This window comes from Bacillus sp. TE9106W (assembly GCF_054062215.1).
This window is the reverse complement of the sequence record NZ_JBSSFA010000008.1, coordinates 141,214-158,523: the sequence shown is the minus strand read 5'-3', so window position 1 is coordinate 158,523 and position 17,310 is coordinate 141,214. Positions and strand designations below refer to the sequence as shown.

Below are 17,310 nucleotides of genomic sequence, written 5' to 3'. Positions count from 1 at the left end.
ACGGTTGTTTTTAATATTCATAAGGTATCTCTCCAGCTAATTGTACCTCTTGATCACTGTGAGAAATTATTTGACTTTTCTCTAATGCTGTATCTCCTAATGAAATACCCCATGCCATCGCTAACGTTAATATACTACCAATAAGTAGTTTCTTCATATTCCATCACCCGCATTTTTTATTTAAATATATCATGAAAATTTATCCATATATTATGCAATTATGCATATTTGTTTTTTAGGTCCTTTTCATTTCTTCATTTTTTTTATAATTGATTCTTTTAACGTATGGTTTCCTAATATATCAAAAAAGAAGCACGCTTTTTCGTAAGCATCTTCAATTTCCGCTCTATCACACCCTAGCTTTGCTAGGCATTGACCTTTTCGAAAGTATAACTGTCCAATTAATGTCATACTATTAATTTGACACGATAGTTCAATAGCTCTATTTGCGTGACAAAGCGCTTCTTCGTATTGATTATCTGAGAATAATGCTTTTGCATGATTATGCCTCACCTTCACATCAAACTCTTTATTATCATGTAATACTTCTAATTGCTTTAATATATTTTCAAATAAATCAATAGCCTTCTTCAAATAGCCATTTTCAGCATAAATGTTTGCAATTGCGTTTTCAATATAAAGACTCTGATATACATCTATTCCTGCCAATTGTTGATTGAGCAATTTCTTTAATTCTAAAATACAATATTCGTAATCAATTTTTTTCAATATGTAAGCAGCTACATAATATTGCCATTGAAGAAATTGCTGAAGCTCGGGGTGATATTCTTCCTTTTTCAACTCATTCCATACTCTATTATAAATTTCTTTATATTTCTTTTGCTTACAAAGCATAATAATTTGATCTTTTAACTGCTTATTCCTCTCAATATCAGAATAAATGAGTACCTCATAAAAATGAATAATGGGAACTTGTAATTTTGCTGCGATACCTTGCAATATATCCATACTTGGGTATACCGCGCCCGATTCAATTCTACTCACTTCCGATTGATGACATATGTTCTCGGATAACTGTTTTTGTGTTAATCCTCTCATCGTCCTAATTTTCTTAATTTCATTTCCTAATTTTTCTGCGTGCATACTTACTCACCATCCCATTATAACAATCTAATTTGTTAAGTTGTCATACCACTACAATAATGTGAATTCGACAATTTTTGACATGAAATAATGCATAATATATATAAAATCCGGCAAATTTTCCATACAATTCATCTCACATACAATAATAGATTAGACGTTTTATAGATAAATTATAGAAAACTTGTCCGTGCTTTCGTTACATTCGGTATTCTTTGTCCTTTATCAGCAAAAGCTATTCACATCCCAGAATTAGACAAAAACAAAGTGAAAGTTGAGATTGCCCAGCCTCGTTTAACGATTAAAAAATTAACACAACCTCAAAATAATACAAAAAAATATAGCGAAAAAGTATTTAAAAGGTGAGATAAAAGAGGCTAAGCTCAACAAGAGTGAGTGACAGCTGAAATGAATGTAGATTCCGAACCTACAAATAAAGAAATAAAGGAAAATCAAACCGAAGTTCGCCTTGCACAAACTTACAAAAACTATAAAGTATATGGTCAAGATCTTATTGTAAAAGTAGATAAAAATGGAGTAATTATAACTGTTAGTGGTAATGTTGTCCAAAATTTAGACCAATAACCTAATCTTACTATAACAAATTTTTTGTCGAAAAATGAAGTAAAATCTAAATTACGCGATATACTTCAAATTCCGAGCGATGCGACTAAGATGAAACGCTCTAACGAAAATGCTGTATACAAGAAAAAAGAAGTTTACCACTCATAGGTAAACTTCCTTTCATATCCATCCCTTTTCTTCCGCAATTGTAATTGCCTCAATTCTATTTTTCGCATCAAGCTTCGTTAATACTTCAGAAATATAATTACGTACTGTACCAGGTGAAAGATAAAGCGCCTTGGCGATTTCATTTGCCGTCTTTCCCTCTTTCGCAAGTAGCAATACTTCTTTTTCACGATCTGATAACGGATTTTGCTCCTGCCATAAGCCGAACATTAAATCTTGAGAAATCTCTCGTTTTCCTTTCATTACATTACGAATCGATGCAGCTAAATCTTCACTTGGGCTATCTTTTAATAAATATCCGTGCACGCCAGCTTTCATTGCTCGTTCAAAATATCCAGGGCGCGCAAATGTTGTTAAAATCATTACTTTGCATGCTGACTTTTCTTTCTTTAACGTTTCCGCAACATCTAATCCACTTTGAATTGGCATTTCAATATCCATAATGCTTACATCAGGTTTTAGCAATTCGATTAGTTTTAGCGCCTCTTCCCCGTTCGCAGCTTGCCCAATTACTTCAATATCATCTTCTAGATCAAGCAGGGCCCCTAATGCACCACGAAGCATCCGCTGATCTTCTGCAATAATAATTCGAATCATGCCCTCACCTCATCTTTTCCTGTTCGAATAACAACTGGAACTTTTACTGTTAATAGTGTCCCTGGATTGATCGTGCCCAGTTCAACAAACCCATCAATAAGAGCAATACGCTCTTTCATACCACGAATGCCATTTCCATCGTGGTTTTGATCCACTAAACCAACTCCATTATCTTCTACTGTCAAAATTAATTCACCTTGTGATTCCAGTACAGAAACTGTGCAACGCGTCGCCTTACTATGCTTTACAACATTCGTCACAGCCTCACGTAAACACATTCCTAAAATATTTTGTTCAATTGGTGATAACGAACTCGCACTCGTTTCTTGTTTGATCTCTAATCCAATATTAGCCGCTTGTAAGATTGCTTTTATTTGCTCAAGCTCTTCTTCTACTGTAATCATACGCATATCAGAAATTAATTCCCTTAGCTGCTTTAAAGCAGTGCGAGATGTTTGTGTAATTTCCTTCGCTTCCGTACTTGCACGCTCCGGATTTTTTACAATTAACTTCTCCACGAGCTGACTTTTTAAAGTAATGAGTGATAATGTATGCCCTAACGTATCATGAAGATCTCTTGCAATCCGCTGCCGTTCTTCACGTTTTACTAAGTCTTTAATTTGCTCATTCGCTTCATTTAATTGATTTCTTAACATCTTTTTCTGATTAAAGTTGCGCATACCAAATGGTGTAAGAAGCATTAAAATAAACATTGGAATGATATTTACTAAACTTGTAGTGGATAGCCGATTAAAATATACAAATATAAATGCTCCAAGCATTGTAATTAACAGTCCTAATAATACTCGAAATACTTTTTTACTTGGTGCAAATCCCATCGCACTTGCTGTGAAAAAACCAAAAAATATCATAAAAGCGTTGTAAAATACGGAAAATAAAAAGATGAGTATCATTTGAATACATGCCCAAAAAATAAACGTCCTCTGCACAAAATAAAGCTGACGGTATGTGATAATAAAAATTATCAACATACCGCTCCCAATTATAAGCTTCCACCCTGACGCCTGCATTAAATGGTAAATTGGAAATAATAGATAAACGAACCACATATACGGGAAGAAACCCATATGTTTCGGAAAAATCTCAATCCTCTTTTTCTCTAACATTTATACCGCTTCCTGTCTTTTTCTTATATATATTGATATTACAACAAATATAAGGAAATAACCTCCTAGTACCGCGATATTTTCCCATCCAATTGATTTTCCAGCTACAATGTCCCACGCACCACTTCCGAAATGATACGTCGGTGTCCATTCACCAATTGTTCTCAATATTTTTGGAAATACTTCAATCGGCATCCATAGCCCACCAATTACAGCTAAACTCATATTTAAAATATTCGCTAAGCCAGCAGCTGCATCCGCCTTCTTAATAGAACCTATTACTGTTCCAAGTGCTAAAAATGGTGTTACCCCTAACAATAACCATAATCCAGCACCAATCCACTGCCCTACCGTTAACTCCACATGATTAATTAATATCCCTGCAATAAAGATAACTAATATTGAAAAAGCATTTACTACTGTTTGAGCGATGATCTTTGCTGTTAAATATGCACCTTCTGGAAGCGGTGTAATTTTTAAAAGGTGTGTCCATCCCTGCCCTTTTTCTTGAGAAATTCTTACACCGAAACTAAACAACGCAGTCCCTACAATACTGAAAGTAGCCATTGAAATTAAATAATGCGCCTTCCATGCATCACCGTTTTGCGGTACTTGAATAACGTTTGTGAAAATGTAATAAAACATAACGGGCATTAATAATGAGAAAAAGATAAATAATTTATTGCGGAATGTACGTAAAATTTCTATTTTGCATTGCATCCATAGTGCTTTCATGCTATTTCCCCCTTCTGATTTGCGACAAACTGTTCAAATGCTTCATCAAGACTTCCACGTTCAACAGAAACGTCTGTGACAGGTAAATTCCTTTTATAAATTGCTTGTAAAGTTGCATCGGTATCCTCAGTTGTTAAGATGAAACGTCCTTCATTTGACTGTACTTCTGTTACATTCGGCAATTCCTTTAGTAAACTCTTAGGAATTTTTTCTTTCGAATAAAATGAAATCGTTTTTCGAGAAATCGTTGCTTTCATCTCATCTGGTGTACCATCTGCGATAATCTTTCCATTCGCAAACAGTAAAATACGATCTGCCAATGCATCTGCTTCTTCTAAATAGTGCGTTGTTAAAATAATTGTTTTCCCTTCACTTGCTAATTTTCGAATTGTTTCCCAAAATGTTCTTCGAGACGTAATATCCATTCCAACTGTCGGCTCATCTAAAAATAGCAAATCTGGATTTCCTGCAAGTGCGAGTGCAAAGTTTAACCTTCTTTTTTGCCCACCTGATAATTTCTCACATCTTTGCTTTCGCTCCGATTCTAAATTTGATAACTGTAGTAACGTTTCTTTCGCTACCGGATTCGTATAATAACTACGGAATAATTCAATTGCCTCTTCCACTGTAATACTATCAATGACACTTACTTCCTGTAACATCGCACCTAGGCTATTACGAACATCTCTATGCTTTGGACTCTTTCCAAATATAGAAACCGTTCCTTCCGTCGGATCCTTTAATCCAAGCATCATCGACATCGTCGTCGTTTTCCCTGCACCATTTGGTCCAAGTAGTGCTACGATTTCTCCTTTATTCACATGAAATGAAACGTTATTTACTGCTTTTTTATGTTTAAATGTTTTAGAAACACTATTTACTTCAATAATCTTTTCCATCTCTCCACCCCCGCTGTTTCTTATATTTACATTGTAAACTTTGGAAAACTTAGGAAACAGTACGATGCGTCATGACATCGATATGACATTTGTCATGTATTCCGTATGAGACGAATCAACCCGCATACTGCAAGCGAGTAGCAGGACGAAAATAAACATGATACAATCGGGTAAGATATATATTCGAGGAAGGACAGTGGTTTTCATGATTATTCGTAATGAACAAGATTTAGAAGGCTTACGAAAAATCGGCCGCATCGTTGCGCTTGCACGTGAAGAAATGAAAAAAGAAGCGAAGCCAGGTATGACAACGAAAGAGCTTGATTTGATCGGTAAAAAAGTATTAGATGAGCATGGTGCAATTTCTGCACCTGAAAAAGAATATGATTTCCCTGGTGTAACTTGCATCAGTGTAAACGAAGAAGTTGCTCACGGTATTCCAGGTGATCGTGTATTAAAAGAAGGCGACCTTGTAAATGTCGACGTATCTGCAGCACTTGATGGTTATTATGCAGATACAGGTATTTCATTTGTACTGGGAGAAGATGAAGCAAAAGAAAAACTTTGCCAAGCAGCTGTTGATGCCTTTTGGGCAGCAATGAAAAAGGTGAAAGCTGGTTCAAAACAAAACCAAATTGGTCGTGCCGTTTCAAACTTTGCACATAAAAATGGATACAATGTTATTCAAAACTTAACTGGTCACGGTATTGGTCTTAGCTTACATGAAGCACCAAACCACATTTTAAGCTATTTTGATCCAATGGATAATGCGCTTCTAAAAGACGGTCTTGTTATCGCTGTAGAACCATTCATTTCTATGAAAGCTGATCACATTATCGAACGTGGCGATGATGGTTGGACATTCGTTACACCTGATAAAAGTCTTGTTGCACAATGTGAACATACAGTTGTCGTAACTCGCGGCGAACCGATTATTTTAACAGAAATATAAAATTAAAAATGACCGTTTTTTAGAATTTTTCTACTAAAACGGTCATTTTTAATTTTCGGAAAATATTTGTTAAACCGCTGTTGAACTCTTTATCATTTAAGTATATAATCTTTAGCGAAGGTTATTCATAATCATCTTTAAGAGAAGATAACACTATTATCAAAAGGGATACCTTCTTTTTTCTTATGTAAAACAGCTTCAAAAATGACCGCAGTAATGATTTAGCCGAATATTATAAATAACTTATATTCCACTAAATCCGAAAAGGAACTGTACCATCTTAACTTCGGTCCACAAATTGTACAACTCTCTCTAGGCAGAAAGTTAATTTTCATAAATGTAATAAGTGACATTCTTAAGATACAATTATCTCAATTTCATATTACATAAATGAATATTTTCAAAGTGCATATTGTCTTCACCCTAACCAAAATCAACCCTATTCAGATTTTTTCCACATAATTTTAAAACAAAAAAACAAACTTTTAACTTGGGATACATTACTTTGGTTAGCATGTATCGTAAAACCTACCTTTATGACTATCCAGTTCATAACACATTCACAAGAAAATGCTCTTGTATATAAAGGTCTGATATCGTTCCTTTTATCAGCATACTTTCGACATTTTTTGTCGAATTATGTATATTCCAGATTTTTACGTTACTTTATAAATGCCTTTAATTAAACATCTATTCTGTCAGAGAACGTACATAGAAACGGAGGGATAGTAGCAACAAATACTTTATAATAATTAACTTTTTTTATATTCCATTTGTTCATGTGGAATATATTCCTCAGTGAACAAATGAATGTTCAAAGGAGGCAAAATGAAAAAACTTTTCAATATATGTTTAATTGTATTTGTACTATTTTCACAGTTTATTAGTTTCCCGTACAATCAGGCAAAAGCTGAGACTTTAAAGGAAACTTCATTATTTGACACTGTTGAGATGAAAGATGCAACGGATCATATTATTGACGAAGCAAAAAATCCTAACAACTTAATAAAGATAGGATCAACCATTCAAGTAGAATATGCTTGGTCAATAAAGGATCAACAAGTTGTACATGCAAACGATACAGCAGTAATTCAAATACCACTTGCATTAAAAGTATCTAAAGATTTACAAGGAGATTTAGTAACAGATCAAAAAAATATTGGTCAATATTTTATAACAGCTAAAGATAATAAATTAAAACTAATATTTAATGATCAAGTAGAAAATTCGAAAGATGCTAAAGGAAAAATTAAAATTGATACTGTGTTTAACCCAACTTTAAAGACTGAAGAAAAATCAGTTCAAATCGCTTTTCCTTTAGGAACACTGGTTCAGCCTATAACAGTTCCTATTCAAGTAGAAGATTCTAAAGAAGATGGAACCAAACAGGATACTAATAAACAAGTGCCAGGTCAAGTAGCTAAACCTGCTACTGATAATCCGGAACAAAACCCAGCAACTAAACCTGCTACTGATAATCCGGAACAAAATCCAGCAACTAAACCTGCTACTGACAATCCGGAACAAAATTCAGCAACTAAACCTGCTACTGACAATCCGGAACAAAATCCAGCAACTAAACCTGCTACTGACAATCCGGAACAAAACCCAGCAACTAAACCTGCTGCTGATAACCCAGAACAAAATCTAGCAAGCGATCCTGCTGAGAGTACAAATTCAGGTCCAAAGCAAATAACAACAAACATTTTAACGGGTGTAAAGTTGACGGACAAAGACGGAAAACCATTTACAGAGGATAACCGTCCAAGTACAGATTCCCCTGCCAACATTGAGTTTACATGGGAACTTTTAAAATCAATGAATGTGAAAAGCGGAGATTACTATATTTTTGATCTTCCTAAACACTTTAAGATTTACAATACAATTAACAGTCCTTTATACGATAGTGAAAACAATCCAATTGGTAATTTCACTGTTACAAAAGATGGAAAAGTCACGATGACATTCAACGATTATGTTGAAGAACATCCAGATGTTGTTGGTAACCTACAATTAAAGACCGAATTTAATAAAGCTGAAATTAAAGGTACAACAACACAAGAAATTCCTTTCCCAATTAAAGATAAAGATGTTTCTATTACAGTTGACTTTAAGCCTAATATACAAACAACTACGAATAAAAAAGGGTTACCTGATAGACCAATTAATACAAATGAAATTAATTGGTCAGTAGAGATGAACAAAACGAAAGACACTCTTAAAAACACTGTTTTTAAAGATAACATCCCACAAGGTACAAGTTTAAATAAGGATTCTATTAAAGTTTATTATTTAGAAGTTGATGTTAACGGAAACGCAACACGTGGTAAAGAAGCTGATCCAGCAGATTACAAAATTATTTCATCAGATGGTTCAAAATTGGAAATTGCTTTTAAAGATTCTATTAAAGAAGCATATCAAATCGAATATGTCACAAAAATCACTGATGAAAACGTAAAAAACTTCCAAAATAACGTTACAATAACGAGTGATAATCAAGGACAACAAAAAGCAAGCTCTACTGTAACAGTCTCTCGTGGTACACATTTAAACAAAACAAGTAAATATGATCCAAAGACCCAAACAATTGAATGGACAATTACTTACAACGGTGATCAAAGAAATATCAAAAAAACAGATGCACTTTTAAAAGATATTTTTGACGATACACATGAACTAGATGTAAATTCTATCGTTGTGAAAAACGCTTCATACGATGATAAAGGAAGGCTTGTAACAGGAGATGCTGTTAATAATTACACTGTAAGTAACAAGAAAAATGGATTCGATTTACAGTTTAATGAGGATATTAATAGTGCTTATGTAATTACCTATAAAACAAAGCCAACTAATAATGTCATAAAAGATGGAAAAATAAAGAATATAGTTACAGCTGATAATGGCTCAAGTAAAGAAAATGAGGCTGGCTTCCAGCAGCAAAATATTATTAAATCTAATAATAAAGCTGAAACAAACTATAAAGACAAAACAACAATCTGGACAATTACGGTAAATAATAACAACTATTCATTAAACAACGCGATCATTACGGATACCTTTGACCATGGTGGATTACAATTAAAAGATAAGAAACTAGAAATTAAAGACGGAGATTATACCCTTCAAGCTGGGACTGACTATGTTTTAGATGTAACGGATAAAGGTTTCAAAATTACCCTTATAGGTACATATCAGTCTAATATGACAAAGACATTAGTCGTAAAATATACGACAGACTTTGATTATACAAAATTAGAAAGTGGTAAAACTTCATTTAAAAATACAGGTAACCTATCTTGGATAGATACGGATTCTAATCCACAATCAAATAAAGTTGAAGCTAATTTTGATCCTGATAATTTTACAAAGGCAAATGGTTATAAATACGGTTCTTATAACGCCCAAACGAAGGAAATTACTTGGATAATAGGCTTTAACTATAATAATGTTGAGATTAAAGATCCTTATGTTATAGACGTAATACAAGATAAACAAAAGTTAGTACCAGGATCCATTGAAGTACGCGATATGATTTTAAATGGAAGTCCTGATAATGCACAACCTGGTAATGCTGTACCAACTGAGAAATATGAACTTGAAGAACCTACAGAGAAAAATAAAAACACCCTAAAGGTTCATTTCAAACAATCAATTAATTCACCTTACTATATTATCTTTAAAACAAGCCTTGATGGTGAACTTATCCAAGGCACCTACAAAAACGAGGCAGAGTTAAAAGATGGCTCTAAAATTGTAAACACTCTTAAAGGTGATGCTCAAGTAAAGAAAGGTGGCAGCTTCGTTACTAAAAAAGCTGTGCAAGATGACAACTATATTAATTGGAGTATTGCAATTAATGAAAGCCAATCGACCATTGCAGACGCAGTTGTAACAGACGATCCAACAGACAATCAAGTACTTGTGGAAGATTCATTCCACTTATATCCTACAACTGTCGATTACTATGGAAATGTAACAAAAGATACAGCAAATGAATTAAAACAAGGAACAGACTATAAACTCAAAATAACAACAGACAATAATACCGGAAAGCAACATTTTGAAATTGCTTTCTTGAAGAAAATTGATCGAGCTTATATTTTAGAATATCGCTCACTTATTAATGCAGACGATAAAGAAAAAGTGAGTAATAAAGCAAAAATCGCTGGCAATCAGTTAACAGTTAAGAACACAGAAACTACTGAAACGATTGAAGTGAGAATGTCTTCGGGTTCAGGCGGAGGATCTGCTACTAAAGGTCGTGGAAACCTTGAAATTATAAAGGTAGATAACGACAATAAGAACACTCTATTAACTGGGGCAGAATTTACTTTATACGATCGTACAGGTAAAACTGTTATCCGTAAAATTACAACAGATAAAGACGGTATCGCTAAATTTAATAACTTAAAACGCGATAAATATTTATTAAAAGAAACAAAGGCTCCTGAAGGCTATGTAATTAGCTGGGATTTAAAACAAGGGAAAATTGTTGAACTTGGTACACAAGAGACTACAACATATAAACTTGCAAATAAGAAGTTTGTCGGGAAAGTAGTTTTAACAAAGTCTGATGACCTGAACAAAAACGTAACACTGCAAGGTGCCGTTTTCACACTACTTGATAAAGATAAAAAAATAATTTCAGAACACGAAAAATTAACAACAAATAACAAAGGACAAATTACTGTAGAACATTTAAAACCAGGAACTTACTACTTAAAAGAAACAACTGCTCCTGAACATTATAAATTAGATGATCGACTGATTGAGGTTAAAATCGCGGAAGATCAAACAACAGTAATAAACCGAACTGCAACAAACAGTTTGATTCCAGGATCGGCCATTTTAACAAAAGTCGATAAAGATGGAAAAACTTTAGCAGGTGCGGAGTTTAGTGTACGGGACCGAAAAAACAAAATAATCCCCGGCTATGGAAAATTAACGACAAATGATCAAGGACAAATCGAAGCAAAAGATTTACGCCCTGGAGACTATCAATTTGTTGAAGAAAAGGCTCCTAAAGATTACGACATAGATAAAACACCAATTGAGTTTACAATTGTAAAAAGTCAAAAGAAGGCAGTTACTGTTACTGCGACAAATCACCTCATTAAGGGGGGCGTCACTTTAACAAAAACTGATGATATCGATGGTACAGCTCTTGCAGGTGCTATATTTAAAATTGTCGATGCTAATGATGAAAAGAAAGTCATTCGCGAAAATGTAAAAACTGGTGCCGATGGTAAAGTAACTGTTAAAGACTTAGAGCCTGGTACGTATAAATTTATTGAAACAGAAGCTCCTAAGGATTATGTGTTAAATACAAAGCCTATCGAGTTTACAATCGATAAAAGCCAACAGTCTTTTGCTACTGTTACGGCAACAAACAGTTTAAAAACAGGAGAAGTTGAATTATTAAAAGTTGATGAATTCGGTGATAAAAAACCTCTAAAAGGTGCCGTATTTAAAATTGTTGATGTAAATAATAATGATGTTCGTACTGACCTAACTACAGATGCTGATGGAAAAACCAAAGCTGATAAGCTACGTCCTGGTACGTATAAATTTATTGAAACAGCTGCTCCTGAACATTACGTTTTACGAGCAGAACCGATTGAATTTACAATCGATAGAAGTCAGAAAGAAACTCTACTCGTGAAAGCTGAAAATGCTTTAAAACCAGGAGATGTTGAATTAACGAAAGTTGATGATATCGATGGTACAGCTCTTGCAGGTGCTGTATTTAAAATTGTTGATGCTAATGATGAAAAGAAAGTCATTCGCGAAAACGTAAAAACTGGTGCGGATGGTAAAGCTATCGCTACTGGCTTACGCCCTGGCGATTATAAATTTATCGAAGTAACAGCACCGAAGTATTACGATAAAAATACAAAGCCTATCGAGTTCACGATTAAAGAAAGTCAAGGAATTTCACCAATTACTGTTACGGCTAAAAACAGCTTAACAAAAGGCGGTATTGAATTAACAAAAGTAAATGCTGCAGATGAAAAGGAAACACTTGAAGGTGCAGTATTTAAAATCGTTAATAGAGATACGAATGAAGATGCTCGTACGAACCTTGTTACGAATAGTGAAGGAAAGTTAGTTGTAGACGACTTACGTCCTGGTAACTATAAACTTATCGAAACAAAGGCTCCAACTTATTATGATGTAAATGTAGAACCAATTGAATTTACAATCGAAAAAGGACAACAAACACTTCTTCCACTTACATTTAAAAATAGTTTAACGAAAGGAAAAGTTAAACTTATTAAAGAAGATGATGTGGAGAGTAGTATCGCTCTTGCTGGAGCAGTGTTCACATTACAAGACGCAAACGGTACAGAAATTGCGAAAGATTTAAAAACAGATGAGCACGGAGTACTAGTTATTCCTGACTTAGCACCAGGAGATTACCAATTTATTGAAACAGCCGCTCCTGAACATTATAAATTAGATCAAACACCTATTAAGTTCACAATTAAAAAAGGTAGCAAGGATGACCTTCCAGTCCCTGTCACTGTAAAAAATAGTTTACTTACAGGTGGCGTTACTTTAACAAAAGTTGATGACGTTGATGGCACTACTCTTGAAGGTGCAGAATTTATCATTGTTGATGCTCATGATACGAAAAAAGTGGTTCGTAAAGGATTAACTACCGATGAGCATGGTAAAGTTTCTGCTTCTGACTTACGTCCAGGTGACTATCAATTTATTGAAGTAAAAGCTCCAAAAGACTATACGTTAGGCAACGATCCTATTCCGTTCACTATCGGAAAAAGTCAAAAAGAAAACATTACTGTTACTGCTACTAACAGCTTAAAGAAAGGTGCAGTCACATTAACGAAAATTGATGACATCGATCGTACAATGCTGAAAGGTGCAGTCTTTAAAATTGTTGATATGAAGGGTACTGAAGTTCGTACAAATCTTGTTACAGATAAAAATGGAAAAATTTACGTTCCTGATTTACGTCCTGGAGACTATCAGTTCATTGAAACAAAGACTCCTGAGCACTATGTATTAGACGAAACACCGATTCCATTTACAATTGAAAGAAGTCAAACGAAAGAAATCAATGTTACAGGTAAAAACACTTTGAAAAAAGGTAGCGTTGAACTAACAAAAATTGATGATATTGATACTGATACGAAGCTTGCTAATGCTGTATTTAATTTATTAGATGCAGACGGAGAGATAGTTGAAGAAGGCTTAAAAACAAATGCTGAAGGGAAAATTGTTGTTGAAAACCTACGTCCTGGCACGTATCAATTCGTTGAGACAATAGCTCCTGAACATTACGATTTAAATAAAACACCAATTGAATTTACAATTAAGAAAAGCCAAACGGAAACTCTTCATGTTACGGCTAAAAACGCTCTAACAAAAGGTGCAGTGGAACTTTCTAAAGTAGATGACATCGATGGTACTAAACTTGAAGGCGCAGTATTTAACATTGTTGATATGAACGGTACTGTAATTCATAAAAATCTTGTTACAAATAGTAAAGGGAAAATCGAAATCGATGACCTACGTCCAGGTGATTATCAATTCATCGAAACGAAAGCTCCTAAGCATTACGTTTTAGATGAAACACCAATCGATTTCACTATTGAAAAAGGACAAAAGAAAACTATTTCTTTAACTGCTAAAAATAGCTTACAACAAGGTAGTATTGAACTACTTAAAGTAGATGATCTAAACGATCAAATGAAACTTTCTGATGCGGTATTTAATCTACTAGACCAAAACGGGAAAGTGATTAAAACAGATTTAAAAACAAATAATGAAGGAAAAATCGTTGTTGAAAATTTACGTCCTGGTACGTATCAATTTGTCGAAACAACGGCTCCGAAACATTATGATTTAGACAAAAAACCAATTGTAGTTACAGTTGAAAAAAGCCAAAAAGATATTGCTACTGTGACTATGAAAAATAGTTTAACAAAAGGCGGCGTTGAACTTTCTAAAGTGGATGACGTCGATGGTACTACTCTTGAAGGCGCAGTATTTAACATTGTTGATATGAACGGTACTGTAATTCGCAAGAGTCTTACTACCAATTCACAAGGTAAAATTAGCGTTCCTGACCTACGTCCGGGTGATTATAAATTCATCGAGACAAAGGCGCCAAAACATTATGATTTAAATAAAGAACCAATTCCTTTCACTATCGAAAAAGGACAAGCCGAACCGATTTCTGTTACTGCTAAAAATAGTTTAACAAAAGGTGCGGTAGAGCTTTCTAAAGTGGATGATATCGACGGTACAGCTCTTGAAGGGGCTATCTTTAAAATTGTTGATATCAACGGGCATGACGTTCGCACTGGCATCACGACAGATGCGAAAGGGAAAGTTTCTATTTCTGATTTACATCCTGGAGATTATCAATTTATTGAAACAACAGCTCCTAAGCACTATAAACTAGATGCTACACCGATTAAATTTACAATTGAGAAAAGCCAAGCAGAGAAATTACAAGTCACTGCTAAGAACAGCTTAATTGAAGGTGCTGTAGAGTTAATTAAAGTGGATGATATAACTCCAGATACAAAACTTTCTGATGCAGTATTTAATATCATTGATGCGAAAGGTAAAGTTGTTCGCACGAATTTAACTACTGATAAAGATGGGAAAATTTCTGCTTCTAATTTACGTCCTGGAGATTATCAATTCGTCGAAACGAAAGCTCCGAAGGATTACGATTTAAATGAAACACCTATTCCTTTCACTATCGAGAAAAGCCAATCAACTCACGTTTCTGTTACTGCTAAAAATGGCTTAACTAAAGGTGGCGTTGAATTAACGAAAATTGACTCTTTAGATACGAAAGAAACGCTAGAAGGTGCTGTATTTAAAATTACTGATCTAAACGGTAACGATATTCGTACGAATTTAGTTACCAATAAAGACGGCAAAATCATCGCTAAAGACTTACAACCTGGAGACTATCAATTTATTGAAACGAAAGCTCCGAAACATTATGACTTAAATGAAATACCTATTAAGTTCACAATCGAAAGAAGTCAAACGAAACATGTCTTCGTTACAGCTACTAACAGCTTAACGAAAGGTAGTGTGGAGTTAATTAAAGTTGATGATGTTGAAGAAAACACAACACTCGAGGGTGCTGTATTTAAAATTGTTAATAAGGATGGACACGATGTCCGTACTGATTTAACTACTGATAAAAACGGCCGTTTAGTTGTTGATGAATTACCACCTGGAGACTATGAGTTTATCGAAACAAAAGCTCCTACTCATTATGACTTAAACGAAACACCTATTAAGTTCACAGTTAAAAAAGGACAAGAAAAAATCGCTTCCGTTACTGCCACGAATAGCTTAACGAAAGGCGCTGTGGAACTTTCTAAAGTAGATGACATTGACGGCTCTGCTCTTAAAGATGCAGTATTTAAAATCGTGGATATGAACGGCAATGACGTTCGCACTGATTTAACTACTGATAAAGATGGCAAAATCTCTGTTTCTGATTTACGTCCTGGTGACTATCAGTTCATCGAAACGAAAGCTCCGAAGCATTATGACTTAAATCAAACTCCTATCAACTTTACTATTGAAAAGAGTCAAACCGCTACAGCTTCTGTTACTGCTACGAATAGCTTAACGAAGGGCGCTGTGGAATTAACGAAAGTTGATGACATCGACGGGGCTACTCTTGAAGGAGCAGTATTTAAAATCGTGGATATGAACGGCAATGACGTTCGCGCTGATTTAACTACTGATAAAGGTGGAAAAATTTCTGTTTCTGATTTACGTCCAGGAGATTATCAATTCGTTGAAACGAAAGCTCCTACTCATTACGACTTAAATCAAACTCCTATCAACTTTACTGTTGAAAAGAGTCAAACCGCTACAGCTTCTGTTACCGCTACGAATAGCTTAACGAAGGGCGCTGTAGAATTAACGAAGGTCGATGATATTGACGGGACTACTCTTGAAGGAGCTATCTTTAAAATTGTTGATTCTAACGGACATGACGTTCGCACTGATTTAACTACTGATAAAGATGGAAAAATCTCTGTTTCTAATTTACGTCCTGGTGACTATCAGTTTATTGAAACGAAGGCTCCTACTGGATACGATTTAAACGCTAAGCCAATTCCTTTCACTATTCCGAAAGGACAATCTCAAGTTACTTCTGTGACTGCTTTAAATAGTTTAACAACAGGTTCAATGGAGTTAACTAAAGTTGATATTGATCATAACGGAACACTTGAAGGTGCCATTTTCAATATTTTAGATCAAGATGGAAAAGTAGTACGAGAAGGTTTAAAAACAGATGGGCATGGTAAATTAATCGTAAATGATTTGAAACCTGGTAATTATCAACTAGTGGAAACGAAAGCTCCTGAAGGCTATCAATTAGATGCATCACCAATAAGCTTTACTATTGAAAAAGCCCAAGTTTCACCACTACAAATTACAGTTTCAAATAAAAAGGTTGAGTCTTCATCAGGCGGGGATAATAAACCAATTACTCCTCCGAATAAAGAAGAAAAACCAGGTAAGGAAACTTCCGAAGAACTAGAAAACGGAAATCCTAAAACACAGACAAACAAACAGCAAGATGACCGAAATACAGGTAAAGAACTTCCAAATACAGGTCACAAAAATGATTCTACCCAAACAGTCGGTATCATTCTTCTATTAGCTGGATTGTTAAGTGTTTTAGCTACAAAACGAAAAAAATATTATTAATATTTTTTTCACCCAATCAAGTGAACATTTGATTGGGTGTTTTTTTATACAAAAAAGAACGATATATAGCGTATCGTTCTTTTAACGGGGTGAGGCTGTCCAAAAGTACGGAAAACCTTTGAACAGCCTCGTATTTTCATATGGATGCCTTACATATATCACTGATGATAATTATGAAATGCGGAAACATATTTATCATCACATGATTCAAACATGAGAAAAGAAACCCTACAGTGGATTCTTTTCTCTACATAATCTAAAGTTTGGGTACACTAGATTCATGCAATGTAGGAGCTTTCCAAGTAGAAAGCGAACCTTCATTTAAGATGATAGCATACATATCTCCACCAAACATATGCAAATATGCATATGTTTTTTTATTTCTCAATGTCAGAATATTGAAAAATTAAAAATATAAAGG

General features: G+C 34.5%; 8 protein-coding genes and 1 pseudogene. 3 read left to right on the top strand and 6 right to left on the bottom strand.

Annotation, left to right across the window (positions count from 1 at the left end):
* Positions 1-10 precede the first annotated feature (10 nt).
* A complete protein-coding gene (locus ACVWY7_RS16465; protein ID WP_000734719.1) occupies positions 11-157 on the bottom strand; it encodes a quorum-sensing peptide PapR in 147 nt (48 codons plus the stop codon).
* Between the two features lie 89 nt (positions 158-246).
* Complete coding sequence (locus tag ACVWY7_RS16460) at positions 247-1,104, bottom strand: helix-turn-helix domain-containing protein (protein WP_000542903.1); 858 nt, start codon at positions 1,102-1,104, stop codon at positions 247-249.
* A gap of 408 nt (positions 1,105-1,512) precedes the next feature.
* On the opposite strand from ACVWY7_RS16460, the pseudogene ACVWY7_RS16455 reads away from it, so the two are divergent.
* A pseudogene (locus ACVWY7_RS16455) lies at positions 1,513-1,836 on the top strand (bacillolysin).
* A gap of 12 nt (positions 1,837-1,848) precedes the next feature.
* Here the strand turns inward: ACVWY7_RS16455 and ACVWY7_RS16450 are convergent.
* Genes ACVWY7_RS16450 through ACVWY7_RS16435 form a run of 4 tightly spaced genes read right to left on the bottom strand, consistent with a single transcriptional unit; the run spans position 1,849 to position 5,212 of the window.
* Positions 1,849-2,451, bottom strand: a complete 603-nt coding sequence (locus ACVWY7_RS16450) for a response regulator transcription factor (protein WP_000619239.1) — start codon at positions 2,449-2,451, stop codon at positions 1,849-1,851.
* Positions 2,448-3,578: a sensor histidine kinase gene (locus ACVWY7_RS16445; RefSeq protein WP_000890390.1), complete on the bottom strand. Its 1,131-nt coding sequence runs from the start codon at positions 3,576-3,578 to the stop codon at positions 2,448-2,450. Before ACVWY7_RS16445 ends, ACVWY7_RS16450 begins: the two co-directional genes overlap by 4 nt.
* Complete coding sequence (locus ACVWY7_RS16440) at positions 3,579-4,313, bottom strand: ABC transporter permease (RefSeq protein ID WP_000646283.1); 735 nt, start codon at positions 4,311-4,313, stop codon at positions 3,579-3,581.
* Positions 4,310-5,212, bottom strand: coding sequence for an ABC transporter ATP-binding protein (locus ACVWY7_RS16435; protein WP_000411151.1), 903 nt, complete (start codon positions 5,210-5,212; stop codon positions 4,310-4,312). The genes ACVWY7_RS16440 and ACVWY7_RS16435 overlap by 4 nt, the downstream gene beginning before the upstream one ends.
* A gap of 157 nt (positions 5,213-5,369) precedes the next feature.
* On the opposite strand from ACVWY7_RS16435, the gene map reads away from it, so the two are divergent.
* Together map and ACVWY7_RS16425 are read left to right on the top strand one after the other, a co-directional pair.
* On the top strand, positions 5,370-6,164 hold the full coding sequence (gene map / locus ACVWY7_RS16430) for a type I methionyl aminopeptidase (RefSeq protein ID WP_002096176.1): 795 nt from the start codon (positions 5,370-5,372) through the stop codon (positions 6,162-6,164).
* Positions 6,165-6,992: 828 nt separating this feature from the next.
* Positions 6,993-16,889 (top strand): SpaA isopeptide-forming pilin-related protein, encoded by a 9,897-nt coding sequence (locus tag ACVWY7_RS16425; protein WP_142395537.1) that lies wholly within the window; start codon positions 6,993-6,995, stop codon positions 16,887-16,889.
* Positions 16,890-17,310 lie beyond the last annotated feature (421 nt).

Excerpts from the sequence above, each read along its gene's own strand:
- ACVWY7_RS16465 (WP_000734719.1), bottom strand. The coding sequence starts at position 157 with ATGAAGAAACTACTTATTGGTAGTATATTAACGTTAGCGATGGCATGG.
- ACVWY7_RS16460 (WP_000542903.1), bottom strand. The coding sequence starts at position 1,104 with ATGCACGCAGAAAAATTAGGAAATGAAATTAAGAAAATTAGGACGATG.
- ACVWY7_RS16450 (WP_000619239.1), bottom strand. The coding sequence starts at position 2,451 with ATGATTCGAATTATTATTGCAGAAGATCAGCGGATGCTTCGTGGTGCA.
- ACVWY7_RS16445 (WP_000890390.1), bottom strand. The coding sequence starts at position 3,578 with ATGTTAGAGAAAAAGAGGATTGAGATTTTTCCGAAACATATGGGTTTC.
- ACVWY7_RS16440 (WP_000646283.1), bottom strand. The coding sequence starts at position 4,313 with ATGAAAGCACTATGGATGCAATGCAAAATAGAAATTTTACGTACATTC.
- ACVWY7_RS16435 (WP_000411151.1), bottom strand. The coding sequence starts at position 5,212 with ATGGAAAAGATTATTGAAGTAAATAGTGTTTCTAAAACATTTAAACAT.
- map (WP_002096176.1), top strand. The coding sequence starts at position 5,370 with ATGATACAATCGGGTAAGATATATATTCGAGGAAGGACAGTGGTTTTC.
- ACVWY7_RS16425 (WP_142395537.1), top strand. The coding sequence starts at position 6,993 with ATGAAAAAACTTTTCAATATATGTTTAATTGTATTTGTACTATTTTCA.